This is a genomic window from Lysinibacillus cavernae (assembly GCF_009724685.1).
Classification (GTDB): domain Bacteria; phylum Bacillota; class Bacilli; order Bacillales_A; family Planococcaceae; genus Lysinibacillus; species Lysinibacillus cavernae.
Genome location: NZ_WMEF01000001.1, coordinates 724,695 through 738,262, shown reverse-complemented (window position 1 = coordinate 738,262; position 13,568 = coordinate 724,695). Strand labels below are relative to the sequence as shown.

Sequence of the window (13,568 nt, the reverse complement as noted above, 5' to 3'; positions counted from 1 at the left end):
ATGAAAAACTATGAAATTGGAGAATTACAATCATTCCTTTTCAATTTAATTCTCAAGGGTAAAGAATCTAGAATGCGAACTAGGTTTATTAAATTATTGGAAGATCAAATAGAGCTATTAAAGATAGAAAGGCAACAGCTTATTAACGATTACGCTTTAAAAGATGAGAACGGTAAAATCGTTACTGAAACGAAGGAAATACATAACAAAGAGGAAGAGATTGTACTATTTCAATGTGAAGAAGCTGAAAAAGAAGCACAAATGCAAATTATGCTAATGATGAATGAGGATTATATTATTGAAGAAACGGCCGATAAAATTGAAATGCTTACAACTTTACAAAGTATCATTTTAAACTGTGATTTAGAGTTTACGGGAAATAAGGCTGTCCTCTATGATCGATTTTGTGAAATTTTTGAAGAGATAGAACTATTAACAGACTGAGGGTACTCAGTATAAATTTTTAAAGGATAGATGAATTACTACATCTATCCTTTTCTATTTTACAAAAGTTGGTGATTACGTGCAAAATGAAAAATTTGGTGAAAGATTAGCTAGTGCAGAAGTTGAAATTAAGAATCAGGAAAACCGAATTTCAAAATTAGAAGGTAATCATGAGTTACTTTACCGCTTAACAATTGTATCTGAACAACAGCAAGAAATGAATAAACATCAACAAATACAACTAAATAGAATGGATAAGACTTTTAACAACATCAATATGAATTTAACAAAATTAAATATGTCTCAAGTTGAATTGCAAGAGGATGTTAAAGTTATTGGAAAACGAGTAGACAGCATTGAAGATGATTTGAAACAGGAAACTGCAAAAGACAATATTTCTATTAGCGACATGATTAAACAATACCTACACTGGTGGATTCTCATTCCCACTATAATAATTGGTGCTTTAATTTTAAAAACTTTAGGTCTATAAGAAAGGACTTGATATTTATGAAAATCAATTGGAAAGTTCGCATTCATAATCCCCAATTTTGGATTACGGTCGGATTATCTATTATTACCCCCCTATTTGCCTACTATGGCATTACAGGAGCCGATTTAACCACCTGGTCTAGTGTAAAGACCTTACTCGTCAACGCAGCCTCCAATCCCTATATATTAGCCTTAATGGCCGTCAGTACATATAATGCCGTTTTAGATCCAACAACAGCTAGCGTAAGTGATTCATCTCGTGCCTTAATGTATAAGAAACCGAAACGAGATGAACGAAAATGGTAAGTTTCATTAGTCCTGTAAGAGATGCAAGATTAACAAGCAAGTTTGGGTGGAGAAATATTGGGTTTGGACAAGAATGGCATCAAGGAGTTGATCTTGCTTCAACAGGAAAAGTCCCAATTTATGCTAGTGCTACTGGAATTATTAGCCGTGCACAAGCGTTAAGTAGCTATGGGAATGTAGTGATGATTAAACATATCATTAACGGCAAAATTTACGAAACGAATTATGCGCATTTAGATTCGTCTTGTGTTCATGTTGGTCAAAGAGTTCTGCAAGGACAGCAAATTGGTGTGATGGGTAAGACTGGTCGAGCATACGGGATTCACCTTCATTTTGAAATTCATGAAGGCCTATGGGCTAAAGGTCAGCCAAATGCTGTGGATCCGATGAAATTTATTTCTTTAACAAATACTATCTTAGCTAACAAAGGAGAATTAACCATGTCACAATATACAGAATTACTCAGTAAAATAAAAGAGCTTGAGGAGGCAATAACAACAAAGCAAGCCATTATCCCTTCTAGAAAACCCGCTAAAATACATAATACTGCATGGGAATGGTTAAGAAATAAAGGGATAACTGATGGCTCTAATCCTCAAAATTTCTTAACACGTGAGCAATTTGCAACTATGCTAAAAAGATATGATGATTCAATAAATAAACATTAATATTTCCTACACCATACATAATTTTCTCTACAAATTATCATAAATTCATTTTTCTCTATCTGAACCATGTTACAATAGAAAAGAATTCTGGCAACTAAGGAGATATGGCATGAAGCTTTCAACGATCTTAAATTTTTTAATTTTAGTATTTTTCACATTATTATTCGTTAATGATTTTTTCCCTGACACAGCTATTGCTGCACTATTAACTAAAAAAATAATTCTACTTCTATTGGTTGTTCTAGTCATCTCGCAGATAGCCTTAGATACGGATAGATTTAAAAAAATGTCAAAGAAGGCCTATGTTGGTTTAACACTGTATACGGTTGGTTTATGGATTGTATTAACATTACTTGGGGGCCAATCACAAATTGGTTTATCGTTCACTAGCCCTCTTTTCTATATCATTGTCGTGTTGCTTGGATTTGATTTAATGCGTATTTCGCGTCAAGCCAAACGAGAACAAACTGAGGAAAAGTAAAGCAAGAGTGGCGCTATCCGTCACTTTTACGACTTAATCCACCATTTCCTCATTTCTATCCGTCACTTTGGCGTTTCTATCCATCTACAACATAAAAAGCATGTCTCCGATTGACACTCCAATCGGTAGACATGCTTTTCTTAAGATTCTAATACATTTAATATTGCATCGAGTTCGTTAACAGCTAGATCTAAGCGTTCCTTCGCCTCGATATTTTGTTGTTTTAAATGACTAAACTCTAGCAAATTTTTTTCATGTTTTAATTTGATAGAAGATAGGCGTTCAATTCGTGCTTCTACTTTTTCTATTGCTTGCTCACAGACTGTTGTCCAAAGCTTTTCTGAATGCTGCATTTCAGTTGTTGATGGGTTGTGTTGACGCATAATTCGTGCAAAAACCATTTCAATTTGTTCAATTAATTCCGTATAAAAGTGTCGCTCTACACGAGTTGTTTGGAATGTTGGGTGTTCAACCTCTTTTGCATATGGAGTAATTTGGCGTAATAGTTTTCCAGCATTTTCTCCGAAAGCATGAGATAAATTCAAGACGTTCATTAATTGCAATAATAAACGAATTTCTTCTAGATTAATAAGTTGTGAATCGATGCTTTCTTTTAATTTCAATGATTCCATATAGCGTCGATCAAAATGTTCAATTTCGCCGTTGCGTTGCTCTACTAAATGTTCACTTGCATTGTCTTTTAAGCTTCTAATATAGCGAATAGCATGGTTCTTTAGCTCTTCTGTTGACAGCAAGTTGTCATTATCTTGTTGTGGTTTTCTTCGTTGAACATACGCAAATGCATCCATTTTTTTGGGCCATTTTGCTGCTTGAGTTTCTTCTAAGACATTATAGCGTATATAAATTCCGTGCATTCCATATCCTCCAAGTCCATAAACAAGTATCTCTAAAGACAATAAATCGAATACGGCATTTTTTCAAGTAAAAAACTTTTAATAATTGAAAATCCTTCTTTTTAAGAATAAATCAAAAATCCCGAATAGTCGATACTATTCAGGATTTTACTATTTTTAACATTAAAACCTTACCCTTTCACAAGCTTAGTTCGCACGCGATTCGATACATACTCCACGACTAAAATAAGCATAACAAGCCCCCATAAAATCGACCCTACCTCTGACCATTTATATGCGTTCATGGCAAAAATGAGTGGTGCACCTATTCCCCCTGCACCAACTAAACCAAGTACGGTTGCATCCCGCAAATTCATATCAAAGCGATAGATGACAATAGATGAAAATAACGCTGTTAGCTGAGGCCAGATACCATAACGTATTTTCTCCATTAATGTACAACCAATTGCCTCCATCGACTCTAGTATACTTTTATCTAAATCCTCAATAACATCAACATAGAGCTTTGACAGCATTCCTATAGAAGTTAATGACATGGTTAGTACACCAGCAAATGGTCCAGGACCCGTGACCCTTATAAACATAAGTCCATAAACAATTGCAGGGATGGTACGGATAATAATTAACAGCAAACGTACAACAAAGGCAACAGGCTTTGGCACAATATTCGAAGCCGATAAAAAGGCTAAAGGTATAGCCAGCACTGCACCTACGATTGTTCCGAGAAAGGCTATTGCCATTGTTTCGATTAATAAATAAGGAATACCCGCTGTCGTCATATTAACTATTAATGACCATTCGGGGTTCAGCAAGCCTACAAATATATTTTTAGCAATTTTCGTACCATTTGCCGAAACATGATCAAAATGAACCGTTGTTACAGACCAAATAAATAACAAACCAACGATAAAAATTGTCATGATGTATGACATGCGTCGATTTGGTTGTAGTCTCAATTGTTTTTCGATAGCATTCATACTATCACCTCTACATTAATTTTTTACGGCAATATTCGCTCGTTGTTTCAATAAGAAAAACGGTACAAACGAGCATTAGAAGAATCATGCCGACATTGGCATAGCTTCTCCACCCTAAGCTTTCATTAAGAAGTAAGCCAATTCCCCCTGCACCAACATACCCTAAAATAGACGCATAACGAACGTTTCCTTCAAAGCAAAATAATGATGTCGACAAGTAATTGGGAAGGATTTGCGGCAAGATTGCATAACGAAATGCTTGAATGGTCGTTAACCCCATCGACTGCATGGCCTCATATGCCTCCATATTGACGTTTTCTATTTGTTCATATAATAACTTTCCGACATACGCAATTGTAAATAAGAAAATGGCCACTGTGCCGGCCATCGTTCCAAGCCCAAAAATAAACGTAGCTATAAGAGCAATAATTAAGGTTGGTAATGTTCGAAGCAAGCTTAGAATAAATTTGCTCACCATCGCAATTCCTTTATTTTTAGTTATATTTGTCGCAGCAAGTACGGCCATTGGTAAAGCGCATATAGCCCCTGCAACAGATCCAAATAATGACATTTTAATCGTATCAAATAGTGGCTGCCATAGCTTTGATAAATAGGCCCAATTAGGTGGCATCATCTGTTGTAGGATGACAAAAAATTGTTCAATCCGGTTGACAAGTACATCTAAGCTAAAGCCTGTAATACGAATGGAAAGAAAAATGAAAACAAGTAGAATAAGCCACACGACTGGCATGAATGAACGTTTCTCCAGTACTTCTTTTCCATTAGGCAATACTATTTTTTTCGGTGATAGCAGCTTCCATTGCATAATCAGTAACGCCTCTCTCTTGATTCGTATTGTTATAGATGAATGACAGCGTTTCCTCATTTATTTCACTCGCTCGTCCATCAAATACAATTTCACCGCTGCGCACGCCAATAACACGTGTTGCGTAAGTTAATGCCAGATCAACGTGGTGAATGTTAATCATAATGGTCATGTTTAACTCTCGATTAATCCTTTTAAAATCCTCCATGACTTGCTTAGCCGTTACAGGGTCAAGTGATGCAACAGGCTCATCTGCTAATATAATTTGGGGATTTTGAGCAAGCGTACGAGCTAAAGCAACACGCTGTTGCTGTCCTCCAGACAACTGATCGACACGTACATAAGCCTTATCCAAAATACCGACTTGGTCGAGTGCCATTAATGCTTTACGCTTCTCTTCTTCCGTAAAAATGCCAAGTATTTTTCGCCAAACAGGCATATTCGGCACAAAGGATACGAGCACATTTTTCAATACAGTCACACGTGTAACGAGATTAAAAGACTGAAAAATCATGCCAATATTACGGCGTAGATTGCGAATACTCTTGCCTTTTAATTGGTGAACATTCACATCATTCACACGCAATGATCCTCCTGTAATATCGTGCATTTTATTAATACAGCGCAGTAGTGTTGATTTCCCCGCGCCGGATAAGCCGATAATAGCAACAAACTCTCCCTGCTCAATTTGTAGGTTAATTTGATTTAAGGCAAGTAAACCATTCGGATAACGTTTTTCTACCTCTTTAAATTCAATCACTAGAACCGCTCCATTTCACTGTAAACTAATGAAAGAAGAATCTGCTTTCTGCGGAGTAACCGCAAGCCGCAGATTCTTACCTATCATTATTAACGATTATTTAGAACCAAGATTTTGCACTAATTCCTGTGCCTTACGCTCATTGTCATAGTCACTATCCTTTGCAGTCTGGTAGCCTTCATGGCTATAGATAGCGATAACTTCTTTACCTTTTTCAGTGTTGCCAATAGTAATGAATGCTTGCTGAACAGCCTTTTTCAAATCCTCCGTCATGACTTCCGAGTTTTTACTCACACTGATCGTGTCATTATAGATGGCAGGCATTACCCCGATTAAATCTGTTTCCTCCCAAATCGAAGCGGAGCGACCAAATTCACCTTGCCAGCTTTCCTCGTAATCTCGACGTGCATCTGCATATGTTACCAATACATCCGTTTGACCTGCTGCTAAACGTGCAAAGGCACTACCATAGGAATCTGCCTGGACAACCTTCGCTAAATCAGGAATCGTTTTATCGAAATTCTCACTTAACCATAATGTTGGATAAATATAACCTGCTGGTGAAGAAGAAGACATAACGTTCCAAGTAACATCATTTAAATCTTCAAAAGTTAATGCTTCACCGTTATTTACTTTCGCTGCTAGCGCCTTGCCCTTTTCAGATGGCCCCGCCACTAAAATAGCTCTATAAGAAGTTGCCTGTGCTGTTGTCGGTTCAGTTGGTTTGTTTTTATTCCAATCAACAGGATTATCGGAATCATTATTTAAACCTGCACGTGTAGCGGTTAAAATTACTTCTGCACCATCATCATATAGCACATATGTCCCTCCAGGGATTAAGCCAATATCGGTTGTACCTGCAGATAAGGCTTCCCCTACCGCTTCAAAATTTGTTCCTACTGTAATATCGATTTCATCCACATCAAAACCTAATTTTGCTAGCTCGTCCTTCAGTAAACCCTTTAAAGGTTCTGTAGCCGTAATGATTTCATCTGGATTACGTGAAGGCACAAAGCCGATTGTTAATTTTTCTACCGACTCATTGCACTCATTGCCACTTGCCTCTGCGGACGCATCTACAGTTTTATCAGCATTTGATGTACTAGTAGCCTCATTTCCACATGCCATCAAGAACACAGAAAGCATGCATGTTAACGTGAAAAGTAGTAATTTCTTCAAAGTGTTATCCTCCCCATTTTTGAAATGCTTCCTCAGTATATACAGTAAATATTTTCCTAGTGTTAAAACGGGGTAAATATATGTTTCAAATTCGTAAAACAATATTTTGATATTGTAAATACGCTAATTTAGTAGAAATAACTTTATATACTATGGATATACTCATGATGGGAGGATTACTTATGACTGTAAAAACCATACAAATACTTGCTACAAGCGATATTCACGGCTATATCATGCCAACGACTTTCCGCAACGATTGGAATGAAGCACTTGGGTTAGCAAAGCTCGCAACAATCATAGAGGAAAAACGGCTAGAAATGCCTACCCTTTTAATTGATAATGGCGATTTTATTCAGGGAAGTCCCATGACCTTTTATCATCAGAAATTTCAAGCCCAAGAACCGAACCCATTAATTCAGGTTGCCAATGAGCTTCAATATGATGCCATGGTATTCGGCAATCATGAATTTAATTATGGACTACAGGTGTTACAATCTGTTATGAACCAATCCCAATTTCCATGGCTAGGAGCGAATATAAGTACTGAGGATGGCAAGCCATTTACAAAGCCATATATTGTGAAAGAAGTAGATGGAGTGAGATTAGCCATTTTAGGCGTGACAACGCATTTTGTAACAAAATGGGAGGAACCTCTACATATCCAAGGGCTTCATTTTAAGGATGCCTTCTCGAGTGCTAGCTACTGGGCAAAATGGATTCGTGCCAATGAACAGATTGACGTTCTCATTCTTTGTTATCACGGAGGATTCGAGCGAAATCTTGAAACAGGAGAATTACTTGAGACAGAGGATGGAGAAAATCAAGGGTATCGCATGTGCACAGAAATTGAAGAGGTGGATATCATCATTTCTGGTCATCAACATCGTGAGATTAGTACAACAATCATGGGGAAATCTGTTATTCAACCTGGTACTAAAGGGGTTTGCATCGCTAAGATTGAACTAGAAATCGAGATGGATGACCAAAATACGATTCACTCTATTTCCCATACACCAGCTCTTATTTATAGCTCAGAAAACACAATACCTCAATCGTCCGTTTGCCAGATTATCTCTCCTACATTCGAAAAAACCGAATCGTGGTTAGATGAAACAATTGGCATGATTCATGGGGATTTACAAATTGACAATCCGTTTCTTGCGCGCGTTCAGGAGCATCCTTATATAGAATTTATCAATCACGTACAAATGGCTGTGTCTGGAGCTTCTATTTCTTGTACAGCTCTTTTTCATGATGAACGAGGTGGGTTAAAGCAAGCTGTCACTATGCGTGACATTGTCACAAACTATATTTATGCTAATACATTAAAGGTACTCCGACTCTCAGGGAAGGACATTTTACTTGCCCTTGAACAATCAGCTAGCTATTTTACGGTAGAGGTAGGTCAATTGAAGGTAGCGGAGTCTTTCCTTTTCCCTAAGGCACAGCCCTATAATTATGATATGTGGGAAGGAATCGAATACAGCTTTGATATTTCAAAGCCAATAGGTGAACGTGTAACGAAACTTATATATAATGGCGAGGCTGCTAAAATGGATGAAGAATTTGATGTCGTAATGAGCAGTTATCGTGCAACTGGTGCAGGGAATTTTGACTTTCTAAGAAATCGACCTGTTGTGAAGGAGATTCAGATCGATATGACTGAGTTAATTGCTGACTATTTGTTAAAGCATCCTTCCATTCAAGCAACATGTAATCATAATTGGCACGTACAGTTCTAAAAAATTCGCCAAATTCCTTGTGAGTCACAAAGGAATCTGGCGAATTTTATTTTTTCCTTATTTAAGAATTTTGTCTTATATCTTGAATGCTCTTACCTTCAGTAAACGCATGGATAGATGAGATGGTGGCTACTGATTTAAAATTTGCCCTGTCATAGACCTTTGCTACCTGCTCGTTTATCGGCAAAATCCAAAGTCGCTCCAATCCTAGCTTTACTGATTGTTGTTGAATATGCTGCAACATATAGCCGATTAAACCACGCCCTCGGTAGCTTTCAATTGTAGCTACACTTTCAACTCTTCCTTGGTTTCCTGACACAAAAATGCTTGCTGAGCAGCATGCCACCCCATCTAGTTTTAATAAATAGTACGTAAAGTTTGGTGAATGATATGTTTGCTCAAAAGCCTTTTTAATTAATGAAGGCTCTCCAAAAGTAGAAATGCTCATTTCTACTGCTAATGCTTCCTCCATATTGGCGGCTGTTACACGTTCTATTTGGATAGTAGGATTAGGAGTTAGTAGTAAAAACTCTCCATTCCAACACTGTATTTCATCGTTAAAATGCTCATATTGAAAGCCATTCGTCTCTAATGCCTTGATACATGACTGATTTTCCTCAAGGTTATATAAATACAGTCGAGGTACAAGAGACTTAGATTGATAAAAATCTTTTATGTTTTGTAAAAACACATGAGGGTCTTCTATCTTTCGCCATATATGTGCATGATTTGCGTCATAATAAGTTGGGATGGCTTTATTGTAAAATAGTGCTCCTTCTTGACATGCCTCCATCTCACTAAAACTCTTCACATAATCAATATCAAGCTGTATGATACGTTCTAAATCAAACATGTTCTGTTCCTCCTTCTACCCATCTTTCATATAAATTCTCTAATTGCTGTTTAAGCCTCTGTCGATGCTCTTTCGCAAGCGATGGTTCTTGTAGTTTTGTTTCTAGCTTTTCAATTTGTTGTTCAATCGGTATTCCTTTTTTAGCAGGCTGCATTTTGTTCAATGGTTCTTTTTCAACCGTTTGTTTAGAAAATTCCTGTCGTTTTTGTTTAGCCCACTCATAATCTCCCTCAAAAACATGGATGGTTTGATTATCAATCCATGCCGTTTTCGTAAATATCTTTTGTAGGAAATAACGGTCATGTGACACACCAATAATCGTTCCTTCAAAAGATTCCAATGTGTCTTCCAATACCTCTCTTGCTTCAATATCTAAATGGTTGGTCGGTTCATCCAAAATCAATACATTAATATCCTCATGCATTAATTGCGCCAATCGTAGACGCATTTTTTCCCCACCACTTAAATCCTTTACTTTTTTAAAGACGTCATAGCCATAGAATAAAAAACGGGCGAGAATATGACGGGCTTCAGCCTCTGATACTGAAACACTTTCACGAAAGGCATCGATTAATCGAATAGAAGGATTTCTATGGTCAAATTGTTGTGATAGATAGCCAATTTTCACATTGCTACCAACATGGCAGACACCACAATTGGGAACGATTTCCCCTAACATCATTTTTAATATTGTTGATTTTCCACTACCATTGCTACCTACAATCGCTAATCTTTCCCCAAAGTACACAGCTAGGTCGCTGTCCCTCAATAACGGTTTGTCGTATCCATGGTGAATGTCCTTTAACTGTACTACCTCTTTGCCACTGCGTTCAGACATCGTTAAATCTAAATTCATTTTCTTTTTTGTGAGGGGCTTTTTTACTCGCTCGATACGTGCTAATGCTTTTTCCATACTCTTAGCACGTCTATGCATAGAAGCATTCGGTGGATTTGCTTCATTCGCCCACTGCTTTAATCGTTTAATCGTTTCTTGCATTTTTTTAATTTTCTTTTGTTGTTCTTCATAGTCAGAAAACTGTTGTTCAATCTTCGCCTCTTTTTGTGCCATAAAAGCATCATAATGACCGCTATACGTAACGGCCTCTCCATCTTCAATTTCAATAATTTTATGGGCTATCTGATTCATAAAATGACGGTCATGGGATACAACAATGACAATGCCCTCAAAGTTTCGCACATAATTTTCAAGCCATTCAATTGCTTGCATATCAAGATGATTCGTTGGTTCATCTAATAGCAAAATAGAAGGCTTTTTTAATAAAATTTGCCCAAGCATTACCTTTGTTTTTTCTCCACCACTTAAGCTACTAAACGGCTGCTCCAGCATATCCGTAATGCCAAGCCCATTTGCGATCATCGCCAATTGGGCTTCTACTTCATAGCCCCCCAGTAACATAAACTGTTCCTGCACTTGCCCATATTGCAATAATATTTTATCTGTTACTGTTGACTGCATCTCATGCTCAAGTAGCGTCATTTTTGCCTTTAATGCATAAATATCCGCAAATGCCTCCTCCAGCACTTCTTTCACAGCATGTTGTGGATAATGTGGGATTTGATGTAAATAGCCAATCGTTGCTTCTTTACTTTTAATCATTCGCCCCTTATCAGGCATATCTACACCCGCAAGTAGCTGTAATAGAGTCGTTTTACCACTGCCATTCACACCAACAATGGCCACATGCTCACCACTATTTACCTCTAACTGTAAATTCTCGAATAATATATTTCCACCCATAATTTTTTGTATTTGTTCAGCTTTCATCTGCATCGTTTTTTCCTCCAATGAAACGCGCGAAACATCTTTAGAACACAAAAAAGACTGCTCCTTAACAAGCAGTCTTCCTCATTTAAAAATTTGTGAAAAAGAATGGTTAATTCGCTACGTTTGTTATTTGATTTTGCTTAAAAATAGACAGACCTATCCCGTTGTTCGCAAAATCAAAAGTAATCACACGTGCAAAATACATAGCTGTATCCACTTTTACACATGTTTTCATAGCGTTTTTATTCATTCCTTTTCACCTCCGTTCAAATTAATTAAAGCTATCATAACATTATTTAGACAATTTGGAAAGGACGAAATTTAGCAAACAATTTGTTTTTATAAATATACAAAAAGTCATTGTAGTTATATACTAGTAGGAAATAGAAATTATTTACCATTTTATTTAAATTTTTAGGTTATTGGTAGTGGGTTTTCATGCATAGTATGGATGTAGCTAAAAATGTGGAGGGACATTTAATGAAAAAGCTAAGTATGCAAAGTAAAATGAGCTTGTTAATTGTGGTCATCATTGGATTCGTACTGATTGCCATAGGTTTAATGAATACAAGCGAAATGAAAAAAACCTTACAAAATGAGTACAATACACGGCTCAACCAAATTTTAGATGTAAGTATACATAACCTTGACCAAACACACCCAGGTGATTGGCAAATAAAAAATGGTGTACTTTACAAAGGCAATGTAAACATAGCGAACGAAACGGCACTTATTGATACTTTAGGAGAGTTATCACAAGCTGCTATTACGATTTTTGCTGGCGAAACAAGAATCAATACAAATATTGTCAAAGATGGGCAGCGTGCTGTGGGAACAACTGTGGATCCTAAAGTGGCTGAGGTTGTCTTAACACAAGGGAACATTTACTCTGGCACAGCCGAAGTTGTAGGCAAACCCTATTTTACAAAATATAAGCCGATTAAAAATACAAACGGCGAAACGATTGGCATGATCTTTGCTGGTGTACCTTCAACTGACATTGATGTAGTAGCTCAAAAAATGTTACTAAAAACAGGGATTATAGCTGTGATTTCTGCCATTATTGCAGTGATGGCAGGCATGCTCTTTGTTCGTGGTATCGTGAAACCTTTGAAACAATTACATCAACAGCTAGAAACGATTTCAGCTGGGAAAGGCGATTTAACACAACAGCTTGTGGTGAATTCACAGGATGAGATTGGCAAGGTAGCAAAATCATTTAATGACATGCTTACAACGTTACGTAGTATGATGCAGCAAGTAGATGAAACAGCTAATCAAGTTTCCGCATCGTCTTTAGAGCTGTCTGCAACTGCAGGTTCTACTACGTCAACAACGGAAAAACTAACAGCCAATATGCAAGAACTAGCAAGTGGTGCAAGTACTCAAAAGCATAGTGCCAACGAGAATGTTGAAGCCATGCAAGATATTGCTGAAGGCATTCAACTAGTCACAGAAACTAATGGGGACGTGTCCACTTATGCATCTGATGCCTTTGATACAGCCAAACACGGTGAAAAAGCAGCACAAGAAATGCAGCTTCAAATGCAAGCTATGACCGAAGCCGTTCAAGAAAGTGCAAATGCCATTGCAGCTCTTGATACGCACGCCAATAAGATTGATGAAATTGTTGAAGTCATTCATGCCATTGCAGAGCAAACGAATTTATTGGCGCTCAACGCATCGATTGAAGCAGCCCGTGCTGGCGAACATGGTAAAGGCTTTGCTGTCGTCGCTGAAGAAGTACGTAAACTTGCTGAACAATCAAAAACGTCCGCAGCAGAAATTACGGACACTATTCATACAATGCAACAACTGTCTAAGGAAGCACGGGTGCATATGCAGCAAAGTAAACAGGAGGCCTCAACAAGCGAAGAGGTGGTCCACACAACAAGTAAAGCATTTGAAGAAATTACTTCGAAAGTGTCATTGGTGACAAATAAAATTCAAGAGGTTTCAGGAATTGCCGAGGAATTGTATGCAAGAATTGAACAGGCAAATGCTTCTACACAGATTATGGCCGAAATTGCCGTAGATGCTCGTGAACAATCAAAAGTCGTTACTCAAATTGCTGAAACGAATCTCTTATCAATGGATGACATTAATGATGCAGCTTCACAGCTAACAAAAAACGCAGAAACTTTACAGGATCTGATTCATCAATTTAAATATTAAG

At 37.4% G+C, this 13,568-nt stretch carries 15 protein-coding genes; 7 read left to right on the top strand and 8 right to left on the bottom strand.

Annotated elements, in window-relative coordinates:
* The 5 genes from GJU32_RS03590 (at nt 1) to GJU32_RS03570 (ending at nt 2,391) form a co-directional block, all read left to right on the top strand.
* Nucleotides 1–444, top strand: coding sequence for a hypothetical protein (locus GJU32_RS03590; protein WP_196426576.1), 444 nt, complete (start codon nt 1–3; stop codon nt 442–444).
* Between the two features lie 79 nt (nt 445–523).
* Nucleotides 524–937, top strand: a complete 414-nt coding sequence (locus GJU32_RS03585; RefSeq protein WP_155590553.1) for a hypothetical protein — start codon at nt 524–526, stop codon at nt 935–937.
* 17 nt (nt 938–954) lie between these two features.
* Nucleotides 955–1,242, top strand: a complete 288-nt coding sequence (locus tag GJU32_RS03580; protein WP_196426575.1) for a phage holin — start codon at nt 955–957, stop codon at nt 1,240–1,242.
* Nucleotides 1,236–1,910 (top strand): M23 family metallopeptidase, encoded by a 675-nt coding sequence (locus GJU32_RS03575; protein ID WP_155590552.1) that lies wholly within the window; start codon nt 1,236–1,238, stop codon nt 1,908–1,910. The genes GJU32_RS03580 and GJU32_RS03575 overlap by 7 nt, the downstream gene beginning before the upstream one ends.
* Before the next feature lie 109 nt (nt 1,911–2,019).
* A complete protein-coding gene (locus tag GJU32_RS03570) occupies nt 2,020–2,391 on the top strand; it encodes a hypothetical protein (RefSeq protein WP_155590551.1) in 372 nt (123 codons plus the stop codon).
* Nucleotides 2,392–2,531: 140 nt separating this feature from the next.
* Here the strand turns inward: GJU32_RS03570 and GJU32_RS03565 are convergent, their stop codons facing one another.
* The 5 genes from GJU32_RS03565 to GJU32_RS03545 form a co-directional block, all read right to left on the bottom strand.
* The gene (locus tag GJU32_RS03565) at nt 2,532–3,266 is read right to left on the bottom strand and encodes a hypothetical protein (protein ID WP_155590550.1); all 735 of its coding nucleotides are present in this window, start codon (nt 3,264–3,266) and stop codon (nt 2,532–2,534) included.
* A 170-nt stretch (nt 3,267–3,436) separates the two neighbouring features.
* Nucleotides 3,437–4,243 carry a phosphonate ABC transporter, permease protein PhnE gene (gene phnE / locus GJU32_RS03560; protein ID WP_155590549.1) on the bottom strand — a complete coding sequence of 269 codons (807 nt, stop codon included), beginning with the start codon at nt 4,241–4,243 and terminating at the stop codon, nt 3,437–3,439.
* A gap of 10 nt (nt 4,244–4,253) precedes the next feature.
* Nucleotides 4,254–5,069, bottom strand: coding sequence for a phosphonate ABC transporter, permease protein PhnE (gene phnE, locus GJU32_RS03555; RefSeq protein WP_155590548.1), 816 nt, complete (start codon nt 5,067–5,069; stop codon nt 4,254–4,256).
* On the bottom strand, nt 5,026–5,829 hold the full coding sequence (phnC, locus tag GJU32_RS03550; RefSeq protein ID WP_155590547.1) for a phosphonate ABC transporter ATP-binding protein: 804 nt from the start codon (nt 5,827–5,829) through the stop codon (nt 5,026–5,028). Before phnC ends, phnE (GJU32_RS03555) begins: the two co-directional genes overlap by 44 nt.
* Nucleotides 5,830–5,925: 96 nt before the next feature.
* On the bottom strand, nt 5,926–7,008 hold the full coding sequence (locus GJU32_RS03545; protein ID WP_420798363.1) for a PhnD/SsuA/transferrin family substrate-binding protein: 1,083 nt from the start codon (nt 7,006–7,008) through the stop codon (nt 5,926–5,928).
* Between the two features lie 182 nt (nt 7,009–7,190).
* Between GJU32_RS03545 and GJU32_RS03540 the strand changes: the two genes are divergently transcribed.
* On the top strand, nt 7,191–8,753 hold the full coding sequence (locus GJU32_RS03540; RefSeq protein ID WP_230874915.1) for a bifunctional metallophosphatase/5'-nucleotidase: 1,563 nt from the start codon (nt 7,191–7,193) through the stop codon (nt 8,751–8,753).
* 61 nt (nt 8,754–8,814) lie between these two features.
* Here GJU32_RS03540 and GJU32_RS03535 read toward each other — a convergent pair whose 3' ends face one another.
* The 3 genes from GJU32_RS03535 to GJU32_RS23020 all read right to left on the bottom strand — a co-directional run bounded on the left by GJU32_RS03535 (nt 8,815) and on the right by GJU32_RS23020 (nt 11,642).
* The gene (locus tag GJU32_RS03535; protein WP_155590545.1) at nt 8,815–9,606 is read right to left on the bottom strand and encodes a GNAT family N-acetyltransferase; all 792 of its coding nucleotides are present in this window, start codon (nt 9,604–9,606) and stop codon (nt 8,815–8,817) included.
* A complete protein-coding gene (gene abc-f, locus GJU32_RS03530) occupies nt 9,599–11,398 on the bottom strand; it encodes a ribosomal protection-like ABC-F family protein (RefSeq protein ID WP_155590544.1) in 1,800 nt (599 codons plus the stop codon). The genes GJU32_RS03535 and abc-f overlap by 8 nt, the downstream gene beginning before the upstream one ends.
* Before the next feature lie 103 nt (nt 11,399–11,501).
* Nucleotides 11,502–11,642, bottom strand: coding sequence for an RAxF-45 family protein (locus tag GJU32_RS23020; RefSeq protein ID WP_196426574.1), 141 nt, complete (start codon nt 11,640–11,642; stop codon nt 11,502–11,504).
* 230 nt (nt 11,643–11,872) lie between these two features.
* On the opposite strand from GJU32_RS23020, the gene GJU32_RS03525 reads away from it, so the two are divergent.
* The gene (locus tag GJU32_RS03525) at nt 11,873–13,567 is read left to right on the top strand and encodes a methyl-accepting chemotaxis protein (RefSeq protein ID WP_196426573.1); all 1,695 of its coding nucleotides are present in this window, start codon (nt 11,873–11,875) and stop codon (nt 13,565–13,567) included.
* The last annotated feature ends 1 nt before the right edge of the window (nt 13,568 follow it).